This window comes from Mycolicibacterium parafortuitum, assembly GCF_002086815.1.
GTDB classification, from domain to species: Bacteria; Actinomycetota; Actinomycetes; order Mycobacteriales; family Mycobacteriaceae; genus Mycobacterium; species Mycobacterium parafortuitum.
The window spans coordinates 294,384-318,324 of sequence record NZ_MVID01000003.1 but is presented as its reverse complement, the minus strand read 5'-3'; the positions used below and the strand labels follow the sequence as shown (position 1 = coordinate 318,324).

Sequence of the window (23,941 nt, the reverse complement as noted above, 5' to 3'; positions counted from 1 at the left end):
CAACCGGCCTAGTGAGCCGTCAGCGCCAAATTGTGATGATGCGCCCTGTGACGGCGCTGGAGCAGGAATCGGAGCCACCTGACATCGAGTAACACAGTGATCCTTACGCAGTCTTGGTGAGCAGGGGGAGGAGACGGCGGCGCGCGACCATCGCATCGGCGAAATGGTTGAGCGCCTCGGGGACCGAGCCGGCCGCCGGGAACTCGATCCCGGCGTCGCGGAGTGTCTGCTCGACCGCGCGGCTGGCGATCAGCGACCACTCCTCACCGGCGGCGGTGCAGAGGTCGTCGACGACGAACAGCAGTGAAATCGCTTCCTCGCTAAAGGAATCGACGTCACCGAGGTCCAGGACGAAGGGCTTCTCGGGAATGATGAACCGGTCGAGGTAACGGCCGGCGCGTTCGACGTTGGCGCTGTCGAGACGACCCGCGACCTTCACGACGGTGGCCAACTGCCGACAGTGCGCCCGAATATCAGCGCCGTCGCAGTGAAACGTCGGATTGCCGTACATCGCAGCCCCCTTCGATCCAGTGCTCTCATGTCTCGCCGGTTGGGCGACACATAGATGAAGGTAGTGAGCCAATTTAAGGCCGCTGGGAGTAACGACTAATACTTCGGTAAGAACCTGGAGCGCCGCCGGTCAGCAAACTCGTCGGTAACTTAGCGCCTGCTCAATCCCGGCGCTGCACCTGGGCGCCGGTGTAGCCGGCCCACGGGTTGTAGTCGGCCAGCAGTTCCTCCTGCGGCGGCCGCTGGTCCTCGGCGACGTGCTGCAGGTTGATCCGGATCCGGTACCAGATCGAACTCGGGCCCCGCATCCCGTCGACGAGAACATCCGCGGGCTCCAGCTTCTCGGACGCGGCCGGGTACTTCTCGCGCCACTGCGCGAGCGCGGCCATCGCCTCGTCCTTGGTCTTCGTCCGTGCGATCTCGATCAGCGGCATCACCGACGCCCGCCGTCCGTCGACGGATCTGTTCGCGCCCTTGGGGGCCTTCTCGGGCGGGCCGAGCCGCTCGGCGAGCTCCAGCAGCGCCTCCAGACCGCCGGGGGAATCGTCCATCCCCTCCCACGGGTCGCCCAGCTCGGCGAACCGGGCAGGCACCGTGTGCAGCGTGAACTCCTCGGGTCGGCAGCCGGCGACCTCATCCCAGAACAGCGGCGTCGACACCCGCGCGTCCGGGGTGGCGCGCACCGAGTACGCCGACGCGACCGTGCGGTCCTTGGCGTTCTGGTTGAAGTCGACGAACACACCGTGTCGTTCTTCTTTCCACCAGCGCGCCGTCGCCGACTCCGGGGCCCGCCGCTCCACCTCGCGGGCCACCGCCTCGGCCGCCAGCCGCACCTGCTTGAACGGCCAGTGCCGGTGGATCCGGGCATAGATGTGGAAACCGCGCGACCCGGACGTCTTGGGCCAAGCGACCAGCCCGTGGTCTTCGAGGACTTCACGCGCGACGAACGCGACATCGAGGATCTGGCGCCACCCGACCCCCGGCATCGGGTCCAGGTCGACACGCAACTCGTCGGGATGGTCGAGGTCGTCGGCCCGCACCGGGTGCGGGTTCAGGTCCACACAGCCCAGGTTCACCGCCCACACCAGGCCCGCCGCATCGTGCAGGACCGCCTCCTTGGCCGAGGTGCCGCGCGCGTATCTGAGCTCGGCGACGTCGACGAAGTCGGGGCGTTTCTCCGGGGCGCGCTTCTGGAACACCGCCTCTTCCTCGATGCCCTTGACGAACCGTTTGAGGATCATCGGGCGGTCTCGGACCCCGCGCAACGCGCCGTCGGAGACCGCGGCGTAGTACTCGATCAGGTCGAGCTTGGTGACCCCGAGATCGCCGAACACCACCTTGTCCGGATGGGTGATCGGCACCGCCTGACCGCCGATCTCGAAGGACTCGCGGGCGGCCATTTCCTCATCGTAGGTTCCAATCCGCGGTGCGACCGGCGTCACATAAGGTTGACGCATGTCGAAGCTCAGCGATCTTCCGTTGCAGGCGCTCGCCACAGTTCAGCAGACGTTGGGGAAGTCGGTCGGCAAATATGTCGACCGCGGCACCGCCGAACTGCATTACGCCCGCAAGATGTTCGAGGCCGGTGCGCTCAAGCTCGAACCGCCGCAGGACATCGCCGCGTTCGTCGCCGACATGGTGCGCTGGGGCGAGTTCGGGATGATTCCCGCGCTCAACGCGCGCCGCTACCCGAATCGCGCCGCCGTGATCGACGACTTCGGTGAGATGACGTTCGCCGAGATGGAGAGCGCCGCCAACGCGGTCGCCAACGGGCTGATCGCCAAGGGCGTCAAGGGCGGTGACGGGGTCGCGATCCTGGCCCGCAACCACCGCTGGTTCCTGGTGTCGGTGTACGCCGCGGGCAAGACCGGTGCCCGCATCATCCTGCTCAACAGCGAGTTCTCCGGTCCGCAGATCAAAGAGGTCTCGGAGCGCGAAGGCGCGAAGCTGATCATCTACGACGACGAGTACACCAAGGCCGTTTCGGCCGCCGAACCCGAACTCGGCAAGCTGCGCTCGCTCGGTATCAACCCGGATAAGGAGGAGCCGTCGGGCAGCACCGACGAAACCCTCGAGGAACTCGTCGCGCGCACCAGCTCGACGCCGCCGCCGAAGGTGACCAAGCATTCGTCGGTCATCATCCTGACCAGCGGCACCACCGGAACGCCCAAGGGCGCCAACCGCAGTGCCCCGCCGTCGCTGGCGCCGATCGGCGGCGTGCTGTCCTCGGTGCCGTTCAAATCCGGTGAGGTCACCTCGCTGCCCGCGCCGATGTTCCACGCGCTGGGGTTCCTGCACGCGACGATCGCGATGATGCTGGGCACCACGCTGGTGCTGCGCAGACGGTTCAAACCGGCCACGGTGCTCGCCGACATCGAGAAGCACAAGGCCACCGCGATCGTCGTGGTGCCCGTGATGCTTTCGCGCATCCTCGACGAACTCGACAAGACCTCTCCGAAGCCGAACCTGTCGTCGCTGCGCATCGTGTTCGTCTCGGGCAGCCAGCTCGGCGCCGAACTGGCCACCAGGGCGCTGAAGGAACTCGGCCCGGTCGTGTACAACCTGTACGGCTCCACCGAGGTGTCGTTCGCGACAATCGCCGGCCCACAACATCTTTCGATCAACCCGGCCACAGTCGGCCCGGTCGTCAAGGGCATGAAGGTCAAGATCCTCGACGACAACGGCAACGAGGTGCCGCGCGGTGAGGTGGGCCGGATCTTCGTCGGCACCTTCTTCCCGTTCGAGGGCTACACCGGTGGCGGCGGAAAGCAGATCATCGACGGGCTGCTGTCCTCGGGTGATGTCGGCTACTTCGACGAGCACGACCTGCTCTACGTCAGCGGCCGGGACGACGAGATGATCGTCTCCGGCGGCGAGAACGTGTTCCCCGCCGAGATCGAGGACCTCGTCAGCGGCCACCCGGATGTGGTCGAGGCCACCGCGATCGGCGTCGAGGACAAGGAGTGGGGCCACCGGCTGCGCTGCTTCGTGGTCAAGGCCGAGGGCGCCACGATCGACGAGGACGGCATCAAGACCTACGTGCGGGAGAACCTGGCCCGCTACAAGGTTCCGCGCGAGGTGGTCTTCATCGACGAACTGCCGCGCAACCCGACCGGGAAGATCCTCAAGCGCGAGCTGCGCGAGATGGAGATCTCCATGGAGACCCCTGAGGAATAGTCGGCGCCCGCAGGTCGTAGTACCCCAGCGTGAACATCGATCTGATCGGAAAGACCGCGCTCGTCACCGGCTCCACGCAGGGCATCGGACTGGCCATCGCGAAGGGCCTCGCTTCGGCGGGGGCGCGCGTCGTCGTGAACGGCCGTAGCCAGGACCGGGTCGACGAGGCCGTCGCGACGATCGAGGGCGACGCGGTCGGCATCGCCGCGGACGTCGCGACCGACGGCGGGGCGCAGGTGCTGTTCGACGCCGTTCCCGCGGTGGACATCCTGGTCAACAACCTCGGGATCTTCGGCGCCGCCCCGGCCGGGGAGATCAGCGACGAGCAGTGGCGGCAATTCTTCGAGGTCAACGTGCTGGCCGCGGCGCGGCTGATCCGCCTCTACCTGCCCGGGATGACGGAGCGGCACTGGGGCCGGGTACTGCAGATCGCCAGCGACTCGGCGGTGGTGATCCCGGAGGAGATGATCCACTACGGCGTCTCCAAGACCGCGCTGCTGGCGCTGTCGCGTGGGTTCGCCAAGAGTGCCGCCGGCACCGGGGTGACCGTGAACTCCGTGATCGCCGGCCCGACGCACACCGCGGGCGTCGAGGAGTTCGTCTACCAGCTCGTCGACAGATCGCTGCCGTGGGACGAGGCGCAGCGCGAGTTCATGCGGCTGCACCGCCCGCAGTCGCTGATCCAGCGGCTGATCGAACCCGAGGAGATCGCGAACATGGTCGTGTATCTGGCCTCGCCGCTGGCGTCGGCGACGACCGGCGGTGCGCTGCGGGTGGACGGCGGCTACGTCGACGCGATCCTGCCCTAACCCGCGAACGCCGCCGAACCGGGCAGCGCGAGTGCCATCAGCATCAGCAGCAGCAGGAACCAGCCCGCACCCTGCCAGGCGGTCCATCCGCGCTGGGCCTTCCACTCGCGGTAGGCGCGAATCAGCGCGCCGACGCCGCCGAGGAACAGGAACCCCGGCACCAGGCTGGCGCTGAACACCGAGTCACGCGGCCCGAACGCGTATACGGCGAAAGCAAGCCCGGCCACCGCGACCACGATGAGCGCGTAGGTCGCCGCGGCGCGGTACTCACCGGGTCGGTTGAAGCGTTTCTCCACGAAGTTGCGGTCGTTGGTCACCATGGCGGGGTTCCCAGCTTTCGCCATTACATGCCGCGTATCGAACGCAACCTGAAGGTGCGCACCGGTCCCGCGGTGGTGGCCCGGCACTGGGAGAACAGCGGTTCGGACATCACCACCTCGAGGATCACCTCGACGTTGCCCGACCCGGTCGCCAGCACCACCTCGATCTGGTCGGTGCCGCCGATGAGCGACACCGGCGGCAGGGCTTCGATGCGGTTGTCGCCGTACGCTTCCCGCGCGAAGTGCTGCGCGGCCTGCACGGCGTGCGGCAGCGATGTGCGGCCGCGCAGGAACCTGTCGTCGAGCTTTCCGTCGCAGTAGAGCCGGACCAGCTCGGCGGCGTCGGTGCTGTCGACACGGCCGTAACACAGCCCTTCCGGCAGGATCAGCATCGTGGCGGCGAACCGGTCACCGCCCAGATGTGAGCATTCCCATGTCGATTCGGGATATGCGGCCGCGATCGCGGCCACGGCCCCGCGGCCGCGCACCGCGCAGCACTGGTCGTGTCGTCCGTGCGCGCACACGGCCACGAGCGGACCGTCGATCGCCGCGCCGTCGCGGCCGCCGAGATCGATGTCGAGGTAGTCCCGGGCCTCGTCGACCTCCCCGTGGAACAGTGCGTGCGCGCCGACATCGGATTTCGCGACGAACCACCGCCAGCGCGGTGACGCGGAGCGGCGGCCGTGGCGGCGGATCGCCGCGATGCGCATCCCCGCGGCTTCGGCGCGGCGCACCACGGCGCGGCCCAACTCCGGGTCGATGCTGCCGGGGGACTGCAGGAAGGCCGACGGTCCCCAGCCGCCCTCCAGTTCGAGGAGCAGCCAGGCCGAACCCGCCGACGCGGTGCCGTACATCGGTTCGTCGCGAGCCAGGGACTGGTCGCTGCACGGCGCGCGTTTCGCGGCGGTCACGTGGCAGGCACCACGATGCCCTCGCGCAGCAACCGCCGGATCAGCACCGCGCCGTCGGCGGTGTCAAGACCAGCGCTGTCGAGACAAGCGATGTCGTCGGCGCCGATCACGCGGCCGGTGAGGACGTCGTCCAGCGCCGCCGCGCACGAGGCGGGGAACGTGATGGTCTTGCCGGCCACCGCGACCGACACCCGTCCGTCGGCGTCGTGGCGCACTGTCGCGTTCAGTCCGCGGCGCAGCCGGACGCGGACGGTCGCCGCCTGCTCGGTGGCGTGCAGTGTCGCCAGCGGTCGGATCTCCTCGGGACGGGTCCGGTCCCCGTGCCGCTTCTTGAGCCGCTCGGCGGCGGATGCGCTGAGCGTGGCGGCGTCATCGCGCAGATGGGTGACCAGCTGTGCGATTACCTTGGCCGCGAGCGCCGCGGTCTGGTCGCCGGAGGCCGGGTCGATGCCCAGCGGCAGCGGCGCGCGGAACTCGTCGGTGCGGGCCAGTTCGTCGAGCACCGCGCGGGCGACGTCGATCCCGGTTGTCGCGGACACCCCGATGGTCAGGTGGATGGAGGTGGTGTCCATCGCCTGCGCGGCGTGCACCCATCCGCGGGGCAGATACAGCGCGTCGCCCGCGGTGAGCACGGTGTCGATGACGGGGTCGGTGGTGACCCGCTGCGCGATCTGCTCCCGGAACAGCGTCCACGGCTGGTCCGGCAGCGGATGCAGGTGCACCGGTTCGTGCACGACCCACCGCTTGGTGCCCGAAACCTGAAGCACGAACACGTCGTGGACGTCGTAGTGAAAGTCGAACCCGCGGTTGTCCGGTGGGGTGATGTAGGCGTTGGCCTGCACCGGGTGCCCGATGTCGGCGACCGCCCGGTGGGTGAACTCGATCAGCGGCGGCCACAGCCGGTGCAGGCCCTGCAGCACGACTGTCGCCCCGGCGGCGAGTTGGGTCAGCACCTTGGCCGAGTCGACCTGGTCGGTGATCTCGGCGCCGAATCCCGCCGGTCCGAGGTAGGAGTCCTTGGCCAGCACCTGGCCCTCCTTGGCCAACCGGATGAACGGCGCGCGTACCCCGCGCTCGGCGATGAGCTCGTCGACCATGGCCGGGGAGAGCAGATCGCCGAAATCGCGGGGCAGCGCGTCGGCAGAGCTCAGCAGCGGCTTGCGACCCCAGTATTCGGCAGCGAAGACCTCGGGATCGATGCCGATGCATCGGCTCAGCACGGCGGAACCTCAGGCGGTGCCGTCAGCGCCGCCGTCGTGCCCTTCGGGGTTGCTGCCGCCGTCGGCGGTGCCCTCACCGGACGCGGTGCCGTCGGCGCCGCCGTCGTGCCCTTCGGGGTTGCTGCCGCCGTCGGCGGTGCCCTCGCCGCCGTCGCCGGGGGTGGTGTCGATGTCGTCGTCGTCGAGTGCCATCGCAGTCTTCTTTCTGCCGTGGACCCCGGTCCCGGGGCCCTCCTTGGCGCGGTGCGCGCGTCGACGGGTTGCCCCGCGCGGCACTGCCCGAAACGCCAGGGTCGGCTTATCTGCTAGGGATCGCGAGGGAGGCCGAGCAGTCGCTCGGCGATGATGTTGAGCTGCACCTCGGAGGTGCCGCCGTAGATCGTGGTCGACCGGCTGGCCAGCAGGTACTGCGCCCACCGGCCGGTCGGCTGGTCGGTGTCCGCGACGACGGCGTCGGTGCCGAACGACGACACCGCGAACTCGGCGTAGCCCTGCCCGGTCTTCATCGACAGCAGCTTCGAGATCGCCGCCGCCGGCATCGGGTCGCCACCGGCCAGCGTCAGCAGCGTCGACCGCATGTTGAGCACCTTGGCGGCGTGCCCTTCGGCGATCAGGGTGCCCGCGTGGTGCTGGGCGACCTGGTCGAAATGGCCGTCGCGGAGGAACTCGACGAACCTGTCCAGACTCGGCAGGAACGCCGGCTCGCTGCTGCCGAGCGACACCCGCTCGTTGGTCAGTGTGTTGCGGCTGACCTCCCAGCCGCGGTCGACGTCGCCGAGGACCAGATCGTCGGGGACGAACACGTCGTCGATGAACACGGTGTTGAACATCGCGTGCCCGGTGAGCTCCCGCAGCGGCTTGACCTCCACCCCGGGACTGGTCATGTCGAGCAGGAAGTACGTGATGCCCTGGTGCTTCGGGGCGCTCGGGTTCGTCCGTGCCAGCAGCGCGCCCCACTGCGAGTACTGCGCACCCGTGGTCCAGATCTTCTGGCCGGTGATCCGCCAGCCGCCGTCGACCTTGGTGGCCTTGGTGGTCAGGCTCGCCAGGTCGGATCCGGCGCCCGGCTCGGAGAACAGCTGGCACCAGATCATCTCGCCGCGGAAGGTCGGCGGCAGGAAACGCTGCTGCTGATCGTCGGTGCCGAACGCGACGATCGACGGGATGATCCACGCGGCGATCCCCATCTGGGGCCGCTTGACCCGCCCTTCGGAGAACTCCTGCGCGATGATGATCTGCTCGACGGGGCTCGCGGCGCGACCCCACGGCGTGGGCAGGTGCGGCGCGACCCAGCCGCCCTCGGCGATCACGGCGGCACGCTGTTCGCGCGGAACCTCTTTCAGCGCGGCCACTTCGGCGCGGATCTCGGACCGCAGCTTCTCGGTGTCGGGGTCGAGGTCGATGTTCAGTGCGCGCATACCGGTCGAGGTGGCGAGGTCCACGACGCGCTGCGGGTACTCCGCCGCGCGGCCGAACGACGCGACCAGCACCAGCGCGCGGCGGTAGTAGACGTTGGTGTCGTGCTCCCAGGTGAACCCGATACCGCCGTGCACCTGGATGCAGTCCTGGGTGGTGTGCTGTGCGGCCGCGGGCGCCAGGGTGGCGGCCACGGCGGCGGCGAATTCGAACGCGGCGTCTGCATCCGGGGCTTCATCGAGTGCCCGGGCGGCGTCCCACACGGCGGCGGTCGCCCGCTCGGTCTCGGCGATCATGTTGGCGCACTTGTGTTTCACGGCCTGGAACTGGCCGATGGGCCGGCCGAACTGCTCGCGGATCTTGGCGTAGGCCGCGGCGGTGTCGGTGGCCCAGCGGGCGACGCCGACGGCCTCGGCGGACAGCAGCGTCGACATCAGCGCGCGGGCGTGCGCCCGGCTCAGGTTGCTCAGCACCCTGTCGTCGCCGACCTCGACGGCGTTGGCGCGCACGTGGGCGACGGGACGCAGCGGGTCGACACTGGCGACCGGCTCGACCTCGAGCCGGTCGGCGTCGAGGAGCACCCACTCCTCGCCGGAGTCGATCGCCACCGGCAGCACCAGCAGTGACGCCTGCGCGGCGGCGGGCACAGCGCGCACCTCGCCGCGGATCACCAGCCGGTCCCCCTGCCGGGTGGCGGTCAGGCCGGAGTCGATCGCATAGGCGGCGATGACGTCCCCGGCCGCCAGCCCGGTCAGCACCTCGGCGGTCGGATCGTGAGCGGCGATCAGCGCGCTCGCGATCACCGACGGGACGAACGGGCCCGGCACCGCGCCGTACCCGAATTCTGCGACGACGATGGCCAATTCGAGGATTCCGAAACCCTGACCGCCGACCGGCTCGGCGAGGTGCACGCCGTGCAGGCCCTGCTCGGCGGCGGGCTTCCAGTACGGCGGCGGATTCGGGATCGGCGTTTCCAGCGCGTCGTGGAGCACCTCAGACGGGGCCACCCGCGCGACGAACGCGCGCACCGAATCGGCGAGGTCGTTGTGCTCTTCGGAGATCGCGATGGGCATAGCTGCACCTCTTCACGTCGTCGTGACTGGCCCCAACCGGTTGGTCGGGACCGACGTTACCCGTGGATGCCGTTCACCACGTGGGCGAGGTCTCGTCCGTCACGAAGCCGTTCGCAGTTGTCGACGGCGAATTCCAGGTAGCGGCGCATCGTATCGGCGGTGTACCAGGTGACATGCGGTGTCAGCACCACGTTGGGCAGCGCCAGCAGCGGGTCGCCGGCCGGGACGGGTTCGGTGGCGAATACGTCGAGGCCGGCGGCGGCCAGCCGGCCGCCGCGCAGCGCGTCGACCAGCGCCGCTTCGTCGACGATCGGGCCCCGGGACGTATTGACCAGCACCGCATCGGGTTTCATGACGGCCAGCGCATCCCGGCCGAGCAGTCCCGCGGTCGCGTCGGTCAGTGGCAGGTGCAGTGACACGATGTCGCTGCCGGCGAGCAGGTCGGGCAACCGGCGCCAGGTCGGCAACCCGTCGTCGCGCGTACTGGTGTGCAGCACGTCGGCGCCCATCGCGAGCAGGATGCGTTCCACCTGCTTGGCGATGTTGCCGTAGCCGACGAGCCCGACGGTGCAGCCGCCGATGTCGCGGACCGTCTCGCCGAGCGTCGGGTCCGACGGCCAGCCCCGGCCCTCGCGGGTGGCGCGGTCGAGGGCGGGCAGCCGGCGCAGCGCGGCGAGCATCAGCAGCAGGGTGCCCTCGGCGACCGACGGCGCGTTCGCGCCGGGCATGTTGGCCACCGCGATGCCGCGGGCTGTCGCGGTGTCGACGTCGATGGTGTTGACGCCGGCGCCGAGCTTGTGCACCAACCGCAGCCGTGCGGCCCTGGCCAGATCGTCACCCGAAATCGGGCGCAGCACATGCCAGATGACGTCGACTTCGGGCAGTGCGCGGTAGAACGTCTCGTCGTCGTCCTCGGCGCAGTAGGTGATGTCGAGCCAATCCGTGTGCGGGGAAAGGAAATCGGTGACTTTCGCGCCCGGGACGAAGTGCGCGAGAACTCTCACCAGCGGCGTGCGATCCACTTGGCGATGGTATCGGCCTTGTCGGAGCGTGCGCCCGGCGTGGTGAAGTAGTGGTCGGTGTCCTTCGAGCACAGAGTCTTGTCCTGGCCGGCCAGCGCGTCGAAGATGCGCCGGGCGTCCGACGGGTAGACGCCGGTGTCCTGTTCGGCGTTGATGACCAGCGCGGGACAGTCGATCAGGGCCAGATGGGGTTCGGCCCGGGTCTGGGCGTAGCGCAGGCTCCACATGCCGAGCCAGTTGCGCAGCGTGCACGCCGCGGCGATGCCGTGGGTGGACCGGTTTGCCTTGGCGGGCACGCCGGCGTAGCACATGTTGGGCTGGCGTTTCGTCGGCTCCAGCGCCGGGTCCACCATCCGGGGGTCGGCCCAGGTGCGCATCACGGTGAACGGGCGGTCGGAGAAGCCCGCGGCGCGCACCCTGGTGAGTTCGGCCTCGGCCCAGTCGGTGATCGCGTCGTTGCGGGCCACCTGCGCGGCCCGGTAGCGGGCGACGAACTCGGCGTCGAAACTCGGACCGTTGCGGTCGTTGAACAGGTCCAGATCGGGATCGGTTGCCACCGCGTCGTTTTCGTCGATGACCGACGCATCCATCCACGCGGTCAGCACATCGGGACGGCCGGGGTGCGCGGCGCTGGCGACGTAGCCGTCGGCAGGTGGGAGATCGTCGAGTCCGGCGGCGGGGCGCATCCCGTCCATCGGGGTGACATGGTTGGCGACGGCGTTGGCCTGGTATGCCGCCATCAACGAACCGCCCCCCGAATTGCCCAGCAGGATCACGGTTTCGATGCCCTGGACCTCACGCAGCCAGCGCACACCGACACCGATGTCGACCAGCGCGTGGTCGAGCAGGAAACTGCTCTCGAAACCGCGGAAACGGGTGTTCCAGCCGAGGAACCCGATCCCGCGGGTGGCCATGTAGTCGGCCAGATAATGTTCGGAGAAGTCGATCTGATAGTGCGTCGCGATGATCGCGACCTTGGGTTTGCGGCCCATCCCGCGGTGATAGAGGCCCTGGCACGGATGCCCGCCCGAGCCCGCGCGCCGCGCGGTGGTGGAGTCGAGCCCGACGAATTCCCGCGTGACACCAGGAGCCTGGACAGCGGTGGTGCGGCTCATGAATGTCCAGCCTCCGGCGGGCGTTCGGCGTTGGAGAAGCTGAGCCTGATGTTAGATTCAGAACGGCGTCGGTGGGTGGAGTTTCTGCGGAAGGCGCGTCGATGATCAAGCCGAACAATCCCAACACCGAATTCGAGTTGGGCGGCATCAACCACGTCGCGCTGGTGTGCGCGGACATGGAGCGCACGGTCGACTTCTACAGCAACGTGCTGGGCATGCCGCTGATCAAGTCCCTCGATCTGCCCGGCGGCATGGGGCAGCACTTCTTCTTCGACGCCGGCAACGGCGACTGTGTGGCGTTCTTCTGGTTCGCCGACGCGCCCGACCGCGTGCCCGGCATCTCGTCGCCGGAGGCCATCCCCGGCATCGGGGACATCGTGTCGGCGGTCAGCACGATGAACCATCTGGCGTTCCACGTGCCCGCGGACAAGTTCGACGAGTACCGGCAGCGTCTCAAGGCCAAAGGGGTGCGCGTCGGGCCCGTCCTCAACCACGACGAGAGCCCGGCGCAGGTCTCGGCGACCGTGCATCCCGGCGTGTACGTGCGGTCCTTCTACTTCCTCGACCCGGACGGGATCACGCTGGAATTCGCCTGCTGGACCAAGGAGTTCGGCGAGGCCGACACCACGACGGTGCCCAAGACCGCGGCTGAGCGCCGGGTGCCGGTCTCGGGTTAATCCCGGTACAGCGCCGGGTCGGCGAGCTGGTCGATCATCGCGCCGAGGTGCGCGGCGAGTTGTTCCGGGGTGAACGTCAGGTCGCCGGCCAGCCATGCGCTGAGGGTCTGGGCGACCCCGCCGACGACGAAATGTGCGGCAGCCTTGATCCGGTCGTTCTGTTCCAGTCGCAGCGCCGAACCCGCGTGCTGGCCCGACAGCAGCGCGAACAGCGCCCCGGATTCGGCGCGTTTGCGCACCACTACGGGGTTGTCGAGGCGCACGCTGAACAGCAGCCGGCCCACCCGGACGTCCTCGCCGATGGTGCGCACGATGTTGGCCATGCCCTGCCGGCTCTGCTCGCGGGCCGGAGCGGCCGCGACGGCGGCCTGGGTGGTCGCGGCGATGTCGGAGATCACCCAGTCGAAGACCGCGCCGACGAAGACGTCCTTGTCGGAGAAGCTCTCGTAGAAGTACCTGGCGGCCAGGCCGGACTGTGCGCAGATCGCGCGGACCGTCAGGTCGGCCGGGGTGTGCTCGCCGCCGAGCAGGTCGAGTCCGGCTTCGAGCAGACGACGGCGCCGCTCGGCGATCCTCTGCCGAGCGTCCACCCCGCGATACGGACGGACCTGGCCCATGGATCCCATATTGACACCCTGCCACGGGCCGGAGCAATATCAGGAAACACACGTTCGCAGTTTTGACACGGTCGCGCGCAGCGCGGCACGGCACTGTCGCCGAGGAGGAGCCCCCTGATGACGCTGTACGAGCCGGTCGAAGCGCCGCTGCCCGTGGTGGAACGCCCGATCGACGAGGTGGTCGCGGTACCGCCGCACGCACGCGCGCGCCGCCACGAGGACGACGGCATGCTCGGCCTGGGGCTGCTCGCCGGCCCGGCGAACGTCATCATGCAGCTGGCCCGCCCGGAGGTCGGCTACGGCGTGCTGGAGAGCCGCGTCGAGAGCGGACGGGTGGACCGTCACCCGATCAAGCGGGCCCGCACCACGTTCACCTATCTCGCGGTGTCCACCAACGGCACTCCCGAACAGCAGCTTCACTTCCGCCGCGCGGTCAACGGTGCGCACCGGCAGGTGTTCTCCACCGACGAGAGCCCGGTCAAGTACCACGCGTTCGACAAGGACCTGCAGTTGTGGGTCGGCGCGTGCCTGTACAAGGGCGTCGTCGACGTGCACCGGCTGTTCGTCGGCGAGATGGACGAGCAGGCCGCCGACCGGCTCTACCTGCAGGGCAGGGCGCTGGCCACGATGCTGCAGGTGCCCGAGCGCATGTGGCCCGAGAGTCGGGCGGCGTTCGACCGGTACTGGGCGGACTCGCTGGAGAAGGTGCACATCGACGACACCGTGCGCGAGTACCTGTACCCGATCGCGGCATCGCGGCTGCGCGGACTGCAGCTGCCCAAACCGATCCAGCGCCGCAACGAGGAGCTGGCCCTGCTGATCACCACCGGCTTCCTGCCGCAGCGGTTCCGCGACGAGATGCGGTTGCCGTGGGGGCCGGACAAGCAGCGCTCGTTCGACCGGCTGATGGCGGGCCTGCGCGTCGCGAACAGGGTGTCGCCGAGGTTCGTGCGGCAATTCCCGTTCAACGTGCTGCTCAAAGATGTGGACCGGCGCATCCGCACCGGCCGCCCGCTGGTCTGAGCCGAGCACTTCCGCACCGCCGATCAGGCGGACCCGTGCGTCTCGACACTTTGCTTATGCAATGCTAACTTTCACCCGCAAAGTTAGCTTAGCCATACATAAGCACCGTAAGGGAGATGGCGGCGTCGGCGCCCGGCAGCGGGTGCGCCGACGGCGCCGCGGAAGTACATGGACATTGGAAGTGACACGCTCGCGGCCCCGACGGGGACCTCTCGCGTCGACCAGGACGTGGTCAGCCGTTTCGCGGCCTGCTGCCGAGCGTTGGGACTGTCCGTCCACGACCGCAGGCGCCCCGCGGATCTGAGCGCGGCCCGGTCCGGATTCGCCGCGCTGACGCGCATCGCCCACGACCAGAGCGACGCGTGGACCGGGCTGGCCGCCGCCGGTGAGGTCACCCCGCAGGTCGTCGAGAAGATCTGGCAAACCTCCGCCGCGACCGCGGGCGTACTGCAGCGCCACCTCGACCTGACCCCGGGAGCTCTCGGCTTCCACTACGACAGCGGGCTGTATCTGCAGTTCCGGGCCACCACCCGCGACGACTTCGCACTGGCCTACGCGGCCTGCCTGACCGACGACGCCCGCCACGAAGAGGCCGACGAACTCGTCGGCGCGCTGCTGCAGCGCCGCCCCGACTGGTTCGACGCGCGCTGGGTGCGCGTCGCGATGTACCAGCGCACCGCCCGCTGGTCCGACGTGGTGCGGATGCTGACCCCGCTGGTGACCGACCACAGCCTCGAGGACACCGCGGCGCACGCCGCCCGGATCACCCTCGGGATCGCGCTGGCCCGGCTCGGCATGTTCGCCCCGGCGCTGTCGCACCTGGACCGCCCGGACGGCCCCGTCGCCGTCGCCGCCGTCGACGGCGCGCTGGTCAAGGCGCTGGCGTTACGCGCCCAAGGGGAGGTCGACGAAGCCCAGGAGCATCTGCAGGCGCTGTATGCGGCCAACCCGGAGCACACCGAGATCGAAGAGGCGTTGCTGGACACCAGTTTCGGCGTCCCGACCACCACGGCGGCCCGTATCGACGCGCGCAGCAACCCGTGGGATCCGGAGACCGAGCCCGGCGAGGCCGACTTCGTCGATCCGGGCGCCAAGGATCGCAAGGCCCATCTGCTCATCGAAGCCGAGGCCGAGCTGGCCGAGTTCATCGGCCTCGACGAGGTCAAATACCAGGTCGCCCGGCTGAAAAGCTCGGTGGCGATGTCGATCCGGCGCCAGGAGCGCGGACTGGCGGTCGCGCAGCGGACCAACCACCTCGTGTTCGCGGGCCCACCCGGAACGGGTAAGACGACCATCGCGCGCGTCGTTGCCAAGATCTACTGCGGGCTCGGGCTGCTGAAGAAGGAGACGGTCCGCGAGGTGCATCGCGCCGACCTGATCGGTCAGCACATCGGTGAGACCGAGGCCAAGACCAACGCGATCATCGACAGCGCGCTCGACGGCGTGCTGTTCCTCGACGAGGCGTACGCCCTGGTGTCCACCGGTGCCAAGAACGACTTCGGGCTGGTCGCGATCGACACGCTGCTGGCCCGGATGGAGAACGACCGCGACCGCCTGGTCGTGATCGTCGCCGGCTACCGCAAGGACCTCGACAACTTCCTCGACACCAACGAAGGTCTGCGATCCCGCTTCACCCGCAGCATCGACTTCCCGTCCTACTCAGGCCAGGAGCTCGTCGAGATCGCCACGCGCATGGCCGAGAAGCGCGACTCGCGCTTCGAGGACGCCGCCCGCGCGGACATGGAGCGGCTGTTCGAGTATCTGGCGCAGGCCACCACCCCGGATGCCAACGGGGTGACCCGCCGCAGCCTCGACATCGCGGGCAACGGCCGCTTCGTGCGTAACCTCGTCGAACGCTCCGAGGAGGAGCGCGAATACCGGCTCGATCACTCGGACTCCGAGGACTTCACCGACGACGAGCTGATGACCATTACCGCGGCCGACGTGGCCAACTCGGCCGCGCCGCTCCTGCGGGGGCTGGGTCTGTCCATGCCGCAACAACTTCCGGGACAGCGATGAGCACCCCTGACGGCGAGCGCCGCTCCTTCACCTCCCGTACCCCGGCCAACGAGAACCCACAGCAGATCAGCTACCGGCGCGGTTTCGTCACGCGCCATCAGGTCACCGGCTGGCGGTTCGTGATGCGCCGCATCGCGTCCGGGGTCGCGCTGCACGACACCCGCATGCTGGTCGACCCGCTGCGTACCCAGTCCCGTTCGGTGACGGTGGGTGCGCTGATCCTGGTCACCGGCGTGATCGGCTGCTTCCTGTTCTCACTGATCCGGCCCGCCGGCGACGCGGGCACGGATTCGGTTCTGGCCGACCGCGACACCGCCGCGCTCTACGTCCGGCTCGGCGAGCAGCTGCACCCGGTGCTGAACCTGACCTCGGCGCGGCTGATCACCGGACGCCCGGACAACCCGTCGATGGTCAAGAGCAGCGCACTCGACGAGTTTCCGCGCGGCAACATGCTCGGCATCCCCGGCGCACCGGAACGCATGGTGGCCAACACCACTCGCGACGCGTACTGGACGGTCTGCGACGCCGCCACCGGAACCGTCACCGGGGTCACCGTGATCGCAGGCGCACCCGTCGACGGCGGCGAACGCGCCACGGTGCTGCCCGCCGGTGAGGCGATCCTGGCCGAGAACGACGGCCGCACCTGGCTGCTGTGGAACGGCAAGCGCAGCGCCGTGGACCTGGCCGACCGCGCTGTCACCGGCGGGGTCGGTATCGGGGTGGACGCCGCCGCGCCGCAGCCGATCGCGGCGGGACTGTTCAACGCGATCCCGGAGGCGCCGCCTCTGGTCGTGCCCGCCGTCCCGAACGCCGGGCTGCTGTCGGATCTCGGGCTGCCCGAGCCGTACCCGGTCGGGTCCGTCGTGGTGGCCTACGACGCCGACAACACCCTGCGCCACTACGTGGTGCTGACCGAAGGGCTGCAACCGGTCTCACCGGTCGTGGCCGCGATCCTGCGCAACTCCAACTCGTGGGGGCTCGCGTCACCGCCGCGCCTGGAGGCCGACCTGATCGCGCGCACCCCGCAGGCCCGCGCCATCGACGTCGACGCCTACCCGGGTGAGCGGGTGACGCTGGTCGACACCGCCGCCGATCCGGTGATCTGCGCGGCGTGGGCGAAACCCCAAGGAGCGCAGGAGAGCTCGCTCGAACTGCGCTCGGGGGCGGCGCTGCCGGTCGCCGACGGACAGGGCGCCGTCGCGCTGGTCAGCGCCGGTGCGCCGGGCGGGCCCGCCGACCAGGTGATGTTGCCGCCGGGCACCGGATACTTCGTCGACAGCGCGGGCTCGCTGTTCTGGGTCAGCGATACCGGTGTGCGCTACGGCATCGACACCGCCGCTGACACCGCCGCTGACACCGGCGCGAATACGGTCAGCGCGCTCGGCCTCACCGCGGCGCCGCTGCCGGTCCCGTGGTCGGTGCTGTCGCTGTTCGCCGAGGGCCCGACACTGTCGCGCACCGACGCGCTGCTGGCCCACGACACGCTGGCGCCCAACGCTTCTGCGGCGCGCGTGGAGTCCCTCCCTCGTCTGGAGAAACCATGAGCAGGCTGATCTTCGAACACCGCAAACGGCTGCCCGGCCCGGATGTTCGCAAGGGCACCATCACGATCGAGCCGCCGCCGGAGTTGCCGAGGGTGGTTCCGCCGTCACTTCTGCGGCGGGCGCTGCCGTACCTGATCGTGATCCTGATCGTCGGGATGATCGTGGCGCTGGTGGCGACCGGGTTGCGGCTGATCTCGCCGACCACCCTGTTCTTCCCGTTCGTGCTGCTGCTGGCCGCCACCGCGCTCTACCGCGGCACCGACAACAAGATGCGCACCGAGGAGGTCGACGCCGAACGCGCCGACTACCTGCGCTACCTGTCGGTGGTCCGCGACAACGTGCGCGCGCACGCCGACGAGCAGCGCGCCGCGCTGGAGTGGTCGCATCCCGAACCCGCTGCGCTGGCGGCTATCCCGGGCACCCGCAGGCAATGGGAACGCGACCCGCACGACGCCGACTTCCTGGTGCTGCGCGCCGGTCTGCACGACCGGGAGCTCGACGTCACGCTGCGGGTCAAGGACACCGCCGACGAGATTGACCTGGAACCGGTGTCGCACACCACGCTGCGCGGCCTGCTCGACACCCAGCGCACGCTGCCCGACGCCCCGGCCGGTATCTCGCTGACCCGCGTCTCGCGCGTCACGGTGACCGGTGACGACGCCGAGATCACCGGTGCGCTGCGCGCGTGGATCGCACAGGCCATCACCTGGCACGACCCATCGGTGCTCGGAATCGCCTACGCCGGTTCCGGTCTGGAGTCCAGCGCGTGGTCGTGGTTGAAGTGGCTGCCGCACGTCGACGTCCCCGGCCGGGTCGACGGGGTCGGGCCCGCCCGCTATCTCGCCGCAGACGCCCACGAGCTGCGCTCCATGCTCGAGCCCGCGCTGGCCGAACGCGGCGCGTTCACCGGCGACGGCCCCTCGGGTGGCAAGCACCTGCTGGTCGTGCTCGACGACCCCGACGCCGACCCCGCCGAGTTCATCGGCCGGGGGCTGGCCGGGGTCACCGTGATCCATCGCCGCACACGCGAGCCCGATCGCGACCAGTACCCGGACCCGGAGCGGCCGGTGCTGCGCATCGCCGACGGCCGGATCTCGCGCTGGCAGAACGGCGACTGGGCGCCCTACATCGACTCGGCCGACCGGCTCGGGTCCGCCGAGGCGCGCCACATCGCGCGACGGCTGGCGCGCTGGGACTCCGTGCCCGGCCGGGCCCGGTCGGTGACCACCAACGGCGCGGAATTCACCACGCTGCTGGGCATCCCGGACGCGTCGGCGCTCGACGTCGCCGCGCTGTGGGCGCCCCGCAACCGCGACGACGAGCTACGCGTCCCGATCGGTGTCACCTCCACCGGCGAGCCGCTGATCTTCGACCTCAAGGACGAGGCCGAGGGCGGTATGGGCCCGCACGGCCTGATGATCGGCATGACCGGCTCGGGTAAATCGCAGACCCTGATGTCGATCCTGCTGTCGCTGCTGACCACGCATTCCGCCGACCGGCTGATCGTGATCTACGCGGACTTCAAGGGCGAGGCGGGCGCCGACATCTTCCGCAACTTCCCGCAGGTCGTCGCCGTGATCTCGAACATGGCCGAAAAGCGGTCGCTGGCCGACCGATTCGCCGACACGCTGCGCGGTGAGGTGGCGCGCCGCGAGCAGCTGCTCAAGGACAGCGGACGCCGTGTCCAGGGCAGCGCGTTCAACTCGGTCACCGAGTACGAGAACGCCCGTCTTTCCGGCAACACAGAGGCCGCGGACCTGCCGCCGATCCCGACCCTGCTGGTGGTCGCCGACGAGTTCACGCTGATGCTCGCCGACCACCCGGAGTACGCGGACCTGTTCGACTACGTCGCCCGTAAGGGCCGCTCGTTCCGGATCCATCTGCTGTTCGCGTCGCAGACCCTCGACGTGGGCCGGATCAAGGACATCGACAAGAACACGTCGTACCGGATCGGTCTGAAGGTAGCCAGTCCCAGCGTGTCCCGGCAGATCATCGGCGTCGAGGATGCCTATCACATCGAATCGGGCCGCGAGCACAAAGGCGTCGGCTTCCTGGTGCCCGCGCCCGGGGCCCTGCCGGTCAAGTTCCGCAGCACGTATGTCGACGGCATCTACGAGCCGCCGCGCGTCGACCGCTCCATCGTGGTGCACGCGATCCCGAAGCCCCAGGTGTTCCCGGCCGGCTGGGTGGACCCCGAACCCGACACGGTCATCGTCGACGACGGCGCCGACGTCGAGGTGCTGCCCCCGCGCAAGCTGATCGCCACGATCGGGGATCAGCTCGCCCACTACGGTCCGCGCGCACCACAGCTGTGGCTGCCCCCGCTGGACGAGCCGATCCCGCTGTGGAATGTGGTGGAGCGCTCCGGCGTCGGCGCCAGAGGATGGCGCTGGCCGCTGGGCGAGATCGACCGGCCCTTCGAGATGCGGCGTGACCCGCTGGTCTTCGACGCGACCTCCGCCGCCGCCAACATGGTGATCCACGGTGGGCCCAAGTCCGGGAAGTCCACGGCGCTGCAGACTTTCGTGCTGTCGGCCGCTGCGCTGCACGCCCCCGGCGACGTGTCCTTCTACTGCCTCGACTACGGCGGCGGCCAGCTGCGTGCGCTCGACGACCTCGCCCATGTCGGCAGCGTCGCGTCGCCGCTGGAACCCGAACGCATCCGGCGCACCTTCGGCGAGCTCGAACAGCTGCTCAAGGCTCGGCAGCGCCAGGGCGCGGCAGCCAACGGCGAGTACCGGGACGGCTACGGTGAGGTGTTCTTGCTCATCGACAACCTGTACGCGTTCAGCCGGGACAACACCGACACCTTCAACACCCGTAACCCGTTGCTGGCCAAGGTGACCGAACTGGTCAACACCGGGCTGTCGTACGGCATCCATGTCGTCATCACCACGCCGAACTGGCTCGAGGTGCCGCTGGCGATGCGCGACGGGCTCGGTCTGCGCCTCGAATTGCGCCTGCACGACCCGCGCGACAGCAATGTCCGTGCCGGCGGATCCGGCACCGCGCTGCGGCGTCCCGCCGAGAGCGTCCCCGCCGACCAGCCCGGCCGCGGCCTGACCATGGCCGCCGAGCACTTCCTGTTCGCCCAGCCGGCACTGTCGTCGATTCCCGCGCTCAACGCCCGCTACCCCGACCAGAGCGCACCGCCGGTGCGACTGCTGCCGACCGACGTGTCGCCGCGGGCGTTCGGCACGCTCTACCCCGCACCCGAGCGGGTCGTCATCGGGCAGCGCGAGGAAGACCTGGCCGCGGTCAGCGTCGACTTCGCCGACAACCCGCTGCTGATGGTGTTCGGTGACACCAAGACCGGCAAGACCACCCTGCTGCGCCACCTGATCCGCACGATCCGGGAGAACTCGCGGCCCGACCAGATCGCGTTCACGGTGATCGACCGGCGGCTGCAACTCGTCGACGAGCCGCTCTTTCCGGACAACGAGTACACCCCGAACCTCGACCGGGTGCTGCCCGCGATGCTCGGGTTGTCCGCACTGCTGGAGAAGCGGCGCCCACCGGCCGGGCTCAGCCCGCAGGAGCTGCGCGGCTGGGACTTCCGTGCCACCGCCAACGGCTCGGGCAGCCACGTGCACTACCTGATCGTCGACGACGTCGACCAGATCCCGGACGGTCCCGCGATGAGCGGCCCGTTCGCCGGGCAGCGGACGTGGACCCCGGTGATCGGATTGCTGTCACAGGCCGCCGAACTCGGGCTGCGCGTGATCGTCACCGCCAGGGCGGCCGGGTCGGCGCACGCGGTGATGACGGCACCGCTGCTGCGCCGCCTCAACGAACTGCAGGCGACCACCCTGCTGCTGTCCGGTAATCCGCAGGACAGCGGCAAGATCCGCGGTCACCGCTTCAGCCGGTTGCCCACCGGTCGGGCGATGCTGCTCGACGACGGCTCCGATACGCCCACGTATGTCCAGCTCGTCAATCCCCTCGCCGACGGGGCGGCCGCCCAGGCCGGTTACAGCGGAAAGGAGTTCAGCTGATGACCCTGCGAGTAGTACCGGAAGGCCTGACCGCGGCCGGAGCGGCCGTCGAGGCGCTGACCGCCCGGATGGCCGCGGCGCACGCGGCCGCCGCACCGCTGATCACCGCGGTGGTGCCGCCTGCCGCCGACGCGGTGTCGCTGAACACCGCGGCCGGCTTCAGCGCCCACGGCGCCGCACACCAGGGTGTCGCCGCCCACGGGATCGAGGAACTCGGCCGCTCCGGCATCGGTGTCGGTGAATCCGCCGCCAGCTACGTCAGCGGTGACGCGATGGCCGCGTCGTCCTACCTGATCGCCCGGGGCTGATCCGCCGTGACCGCTCCGGTATGGATGGCGCTGCCGCCCGAGGTGCACTCGGCGACGCTCAGCAGCGGCCCCGGGCCGGGTCCGCTGCTCGCCGCGGCCGGCGCGTGGCAGCGGCTCTCCGCCGAATATGCCTCCGCGGCAGCCGAACTGACGAACATCCTGGCCGGTGTGCAGGCGGGCGCCTGGGAGGGGCCGAGCTCCGAACAGTACGTCGCCGCGCACACCCCGTACCTGGCGTGGCTGGCGCAGCAGAGCGCGGCCGGGGCCGCGACGGCCGCACAGCACGAAACCGCCGCGGCCGCGTACTCGACCGCGCTGGCCACCATGCCGACGCTGCCCGAGTTGGCGCTGAACAAGACCACCCACACCGTGCTGGTCGCGACGAACTTCCTCGGTCTCAACACGATTCCGATCGCGCTGAACGAAGCCGACTACGTCCGGATGTGGATCCAGGCGGCCACCACGATGGCGACCTACCAGGCGGTGTCCGGCGCCGCGCTCGCCGCCACCCCGCAGTCGACCCCGGCGCCGATCGTGCTGCTGCCCGGTGTCGGCGAAGCGGGACGCGCCGCGGCCGACGTGTCGGCGATGGCGGCGCAACCGATGGCCGCCGAGGCCGGTGCCGCGTTCGACGTGTCGAACATCATCGCCGACCTGATCCGGCTCTACGGCGAGTTCCTGCGGTTCCTGTTCGAGCCGATCTTCAACTTCCTGCGCGACCCGATCGGTAACACCATCGCGCTGATCACCGACTTCCTGACCAACCCGGTGCAGGCGCTCATCACCTGGGGCCCTTTCCTTTTCGCGGTCGTGTTCCAGGCCGTCTCGTGGGTGGGCGCGTCGATCCTGTACCCGTCGCTGTTCCTGCTGCCGCTGCTGGCGACCACGCTGGCGATCGTGCTCGGCGTCGGGCAGCATCTGCTGGGCCTGCTGAACATGCCGCCCCAGGACGCCCCAGCCGAGGAGGACCTCCCCGCCGACGCGGCGCCGGGCCGCTCCGATCAGCAGGGCTTCCCGGCCACCATGTCCGCGCCGCCGCCTCCCAGCGGAGTGCCGGTGACCGCCAACACGATCAGCGTCGGCTCGCCGTCTGCTCCCGCCGCGCCGGCGGCGGCTGCCGCGACCTTCGTGCCGTATGTGATCGCGGGCCGCGATCCGGGTGCGGGTTTCTCTCCGACGGTGCGTGACAGCACCGCGGCCAAGGCGCCGTCGGCGGGAATCCCGGCCGCGGCATCGGGTGTCGCGGCGTCGGCGGCCGAGCGGCGCAAGCGCAGACGCAGGCAGAAGGACGAGATCAAGGGCCGCGCCTATGCCGACGCGTACATGGACTACCCCGCGGCCGACGACGAGCCGGACCGTGAGCAGCCCGCCCCGCCACGCGTCACCGCGTCCGGTCGTGGCGCCGGGCCGATGGGCTTCACCGGCGCCATCGGCAAGGACGCCGAACACGCGGGCGGGCTGACCACGCTGCCCGGCGATTCGTTCGGTGGCGGCCCGAAAGAACCGATGCTCCCGGGCAACTGGGACCCGACCGATCCCGAACCCCACGATCCCGAACCTCACGACCGAAAGGACACCCCATGAGCATGCTGGACGCCCATATCCCGCAGATGATGGCCTCGGAGGCGGCGTTCGGCGCCAAGGCCGGCCTGATGCGCAGCACCATCGCCCAAGCCGAGCAGGCGGCGCAGTCCGCGCAGGCGTTCCACATGGGCGAATCGGCGGGAGCCTTCCAGGCCGCGCACGCCCGCTTCGTCGAGACCTCGGCGAAGATCAACGCGCTGCTCGACATCGCGCAGGCCAACGTCGGCGATGCCGCGGGTGCCTACGTCGCCGAGGATGCCGCCGCCGCCAGCAACTACCCCGTCGTCTGATCGGAGCAACCCCCATGTCGCAGATCGTGTTCAACTACCCCGCGATGCTCAACCACGCCGGGGAGATGGCGAGCTACGCCGGTGCGCTGCAGGCGATCGGCGCCGAGGTGGCCAGCGAGCAGGCCGCGCTCAAGAGCGCCTGGCAGGGCGACACCGGCGTGACCTACCAGGCCTGGCAGGCCCAGTGGAACACCGCGTTGGAGGAACTGGTGCGGGCCTACCGCGCGATGGCCAGCGCGCACGAGATGAACACCACCTCGATGGCCGCGCGCGATCAGGCCGAAGGCGCCAAGTGGGGCTGACGGGTCGCC

At 69.7% G+C, this 23,941-nt stretch carries 21 protein-coding genes; 11 read left to right on the top strand and 10 right to left on the bottom strand.

What is annotated here, in order from left to right:
• Positions 1-103 precede the first annotated feature (103 nt).
• Both BST38_RS06310 and BST38_RS06305 read right to left on the bottom strand, forming a co-directional pair.
• Positions 104-511, bottom strand: coding sequence for an STAS domain-containing protein (locus tag BST38_RS06310; protein WP_083142389.1), 408 nt, complete (start codon positions 509-511; stop codon positions 104-106).
• Positions 512-671: 160 nt separating this feature from the next.
• Complete coding sequence (locus tag BST38_RS06305; RefSeq protein WP_083142388.1) at positions 672-1,910, bottom strand: DNA polymerase domain-containing protein; 1,239 nt, start codon at positions 1,908-1,910, stop codon at positions 672-674.
• A gap of 55 nt (positions 1,911-1,965) precedes the next feature.
• Between BST38_RS06305 and fadD2 the strand changes: the two genes are divergently transcribed.
• Positions 1,966-3,687: a long-chain-fatty-acid--CoA ligase FadD2 gene (gene fadD2 / locus BST38_RS06300; RefSeq protein WP_083142387.1), complete on the top strand. Its 1,722-nt coding sequence runs from the start codon at positions 1,966-1,968 to the stop codon at positions 3,685-3,687.
• A gap of 29 nt (positions 3,688-3,716) precedes the next feature.
• Complete coding sequence (locus BST38_RS06295; protein ID WP_083142386.1) at positions 3,717-4,496, top strand: SDR family NAD(P)-dependent oxidoreductase; 780 nt, start codon at positions 3,717-3,719, stop codon at positions 4,494-4,496.
• Here the strand turns inward: BST38_RS06295 and BST38_RS06290 are convergent.
• The 7 genes from BST38_RS06290 to BST38_RS06260 form a co-directional block, all read right to left on the bottom strand.
• Complete coding sequence (locus tag BST38_RS06290; protein WP_083142453.1) at positions 4,493-4,813, bottom strand: hypothetical protein; 321 nt, start codon at positions 4,811-4,813, stop codon at positions 4,493-4,495. The genes BST38_RS06295 and BST38_RS06290 overlap by 4 nt on opposite strands.
• 26 nt (positions 4,814-4,839) lie before the next feature.
• Positions 4,840-5,727 carry a ferredoxin family protein gene (locus BST38_RS06285; protein ID WP_083142385.1) on the bottom strand — a complete coding sequence of 296 codons (888 nt, stop codon included), beginning with the start codon at positions 5,725-5,727 and terminating at the stop codon, positions 4,840-4,842.
• Positions 5,724-6,947, bottom strand: a complete 1,224-nt coding sequence (locus BST38_RS06280) for a cupin domain-containing protein (protein WP_083142384.1) — start codon at positions 6,945-6,947, stop codon at positions 5,724-5,726. The genes BST38_RS06285 and BST38_RS06280 overlap by 4 nt, the downstream gene beginning before the upstream one ends.
• Before the next feature lie 9 nt (positions 6,948-6,956).
• The gene (locus tag BST38_RS06275) at positions 6,957-7,139 is read right to left on the bottom strand and encodes a hypothetical protein (RefSeq protein ID WP_083142383.1); all 183 of its coding nucleotides are present in this window, start codon (positions 7,137-7,139) and stop codon (positions 6,957-6,959) included.
• Positions 7,140-7,252: 113 nt separating this feature from the next.
• The gene (locus BST38_RS06270) at positions 7,253-9,436 is read right to left on the bottom strand and encodes an acyl-CoA dehydrogenase family protein (RefSeq protein WP_083142382.1); all 2,184 of its coding nucleotides are present in this window, start codon (positions 9,434-9,436) and stop codon (positions 7,253-7,255) included.
• 56 nt (positions 9,437-9,492) lie between these two features.
• Positions 9,493-10,440 (bottom strand): 2-hydroxyacid dehydrogenase, encoded by a 948-nt coding sequence (locus BST38_RS06265; protein WP_083142452.1) that lies wholly within the window; start codon positions 10,438-10,440, stop codon positions 9,493-9,495.
• Positions 10,437-11,573 (bottom strand): alpha/beta hydrolase, encoded by a 1,137-nt coding sequence (locus BST38_RS06260; RefSeq protein ID WP_083142381.1) that lies wholly within the window; start codon positions 11,571-11,573, stop codon positions 10,437-10,439. The genes BST38_RS06265 and BST38_RS06260 overlap by 4 nt, the downstream gene beginning before the upstream one ends.
• Before the next feature lie 101 nt (positions 11,574-11,674).
• On the opposite strand from BST38_RS06260, the gene BST38_RS06255 reads away from it, so the two are divergent.
• Positions 11,675-12,250 carry a VOC family protein gene (locus BST38_RS06255; RefSeq protein ID WP_083142380.1) on the top strand — a complete coding sequence of 192 codons (576 nt, stop codon included), beginning with the start codon at positions 11,675-11,677 and terminating at the stop codon, positions 12,248-12,250.
• Here BST38_RS06255 and BST38_RS06250 read toward each other — a convergent pair.
• Positions 12,247-12,876, bottom strand: coding sequence for a TetR/AcrR family transcriptional regulator (locus BST38_RS06250; protein ID WP_083142379.1), 630 nt, complete (start codon positions 12,874-12,876; stop codon positions 12,247-12,249). The genes BST38_RS06255 and BST38_RS06250 overlap by 4 nt on opposite strands.
• Positions 12,877-12,984: 108 nt before the next feature.
• Here BST38_RS06250 and BST38_RS06245 point away from each other — a divergent pair, with 108 nt between their 5' ends.
• The 8 genes from BST38_RS06245 (at position 12,985) to BST38_RS06210 (ending at position 23,932) form a co-directional block, all read left to right on the top strand.
• Positions 12,985-13,890 (top strand): oxygenase MpaB family protein, encoded by a 906-nt coding sequence (locus tag BST38_RS06245; protein WP_083142378.1) that lies wholly within the window; start codon positions 12,985-12,987, stop codon positions 13,888-13,890.
• A gap of 168 nt (positions 13,891-14,058) precedes the next feature.
• A complete protein-coding gene (gene eccA, locus BST38_RS06240; RefSeq protein ID WP_083142377.1) occupies positions 14,059-15,909 on the top strand; it encodes a type VII secretion AAA-ATPase EccA in 1,851 nt (616 codons plus the stop codon).
• Entirely contained in the window at positions 15,906-17,453 is a 1,548-nt protein-coding gene (eccB, locus tag BST38_RS06235) for a type VII secretion protein EccB (RefSeq protein WP_083142376.1), read from the top strand. Before eccA ends, eccB begins: the two co-directional genes overlap by 4 nt.
• On the top strand, positions 17,450-21,448 hold the full coding sequence (gene eccCa / locus BST38_RS06230) for a type VII secretion protein EccCa (protein ID WP_083142375.1): 3,999 nt from the start codon (positions 17,450-17,452) through the stop codon (positions 21,446-21,448). The genes eccB and eccCa overlap by 4 nt, the downstream gene beginning before the upstream one ends.
• On the top strand, positions 21,448-21,756 hold the full coding sequence (locus tag BST38_RS06225) for a PE family protein (protein ID WP_083142374.1): 309 nt from the start codon (positions 21,448-21,450) through the stop codon (positions 21,754-21,756). Before eccCa ends, BST38_RS06225 begins: the two co-directional genes overlap by 1 nt.
• Before the next feature lie 6 nt (positions 21,757-21,762).
• Positions 21,763-23,340 carry a PPE family protein gene (locus BST38_RS06220; RefSeq protein ID WP_110781542.1) on the top strand — a complete coding sequence of 526 codons (1,578 nt, stop codon included), beginning with the start codon at positions 21,763-21,765 and terminating at the stop codon, positions 23,338-23,340.
• Positions 23,337-23,630, top strand: a complete 294-nt coding sequence (locus tag BST38_RS06215) for a type VII secretion protein EsxS (RefSeq protein WP_083142372.1) — start codon at positions 23,337-23,339, stop codon at positions 23,628-23,630. The genes BST38_RS06220 and BST38_RS06215 overlap by 4 nt, the downstream gene beginning before the upstream one ends.
• Positions 23,631-23,644: 14 nt before the next feature.
• Positions 23,645-23,932, top strand: a complete 288-nt coding sequence (locus BST38_RS06210) for a WXG100 family type VII secretion target (RefSeq protein ID WP_083142371.1) — start codon at positions 23,645-23,647, stop codon at positions 23,930-23,932.
• Positions 23,933-23,941: the final 9 nt, after the last annotated feature.

Bases quoted from the DNA above. Each gene is read 5' to 3' on its own strand.
- BST38_RS06310 (WP_083142389.1), bottom strand. From the start codon at position 511: ATGTACGGCAATCCGACGTTTCACTGCGACGGCGCTGATATTCGGGCG.
- BST38_RS06305 (WP_083142388.1), bottom strand. From the start codon at position 1,910: ATGGCCGCCCGCGAGTCCTTCGAGATCGGCGGTCAGGCGGTGCCGATC.
- fadD2 (WP_083142387.1), top strand. From the start codon at position 1,966: ATGTCGAAGCTCAGCGATCTTCCGTTGCAGGCGCTCGCCACAGTTCAG.
- BST38_RS06275 (WP_083142383.1), bottom strand. From the start codon at position 7,139: ATGGCACTCGACGACGACGACATCGACACCACCCCCGGCGACGGCGGC.
- BST38_RS06270 (WP_083142382.1), bottom strand. From the start codon at position 9,436: ATGCCCATCGCGATCTCCGAAGAGCACAACGACCTCGCCGATTCGGTG.
- BST38_RS06260 (WP_083142381.1), bottom strand. From the start codon at position 11,573: ATGAGCCGCACCACCGCTGTCCAGGCTCCTGGTGTCACGCGGGAATTC.
- BST38_RS06255 (WP_083142380.1), top strand. From the start codon at position 11,675: ATGATCAAGCCGAACAATCCCAACACCGAATTCGAGTTGGGCGGCATC.
- BST38_RS06250 (WP_083142379.1), bottom strand. From the start codon at position 12,876: ATGGGATCCATGGGCCAGGTCCGTCCGTATCGCGGGGTGGACGCTCGG.
- BST38_RS06245 (WP_083142378.1), top strand. From the start codon at position 12,985: ATGACGCTGTACGAGCCGGTCGAAGCGCCGCTGCCCGTGGTGGAACGC.
- eccA (WP_083142377.1), top strand. From the start codon at position 14,059: ATGGACATTGGAAGTGACACGCTCGCGGCCCCGACGGGGACCTCTCGC.
- eccB (WP_083142376.1), top strand. From the start codon at position 15,906: ATGAGCACCCCTGACGGCGAGCGCCGCTCCTTCACCTCCCGTACCCCG.
- eccCa (WP_083142375.1), top strand. From the start codon at position 17,450: ATGAGCAGGCTGATCTTCGAACACCGCAAACGGCTGCCCGGCCCGGAT.
- BST38_RS06225 (WP_083142374.1), top strand. From the start codon at position 21,448: ATGACCCTGCGAGTAGTACCGGAAGGCCTGACCGCGGCCGGAGCGGCC.
- BST38_RS06215 (WP_083142372.1), top strand. From the start codon at position 23,337: ATGAGCATGCTGGACGCCCATATCCCGCAGATGATGGCCTCGGAGGCG.
- BST38_RS06210 (WP_083142371.1), top strand. From the start codon at position 23,645: ATGTCGCAGATCGTGTTCAACTACCCCGCGATGCTCAACCACGCCGGG.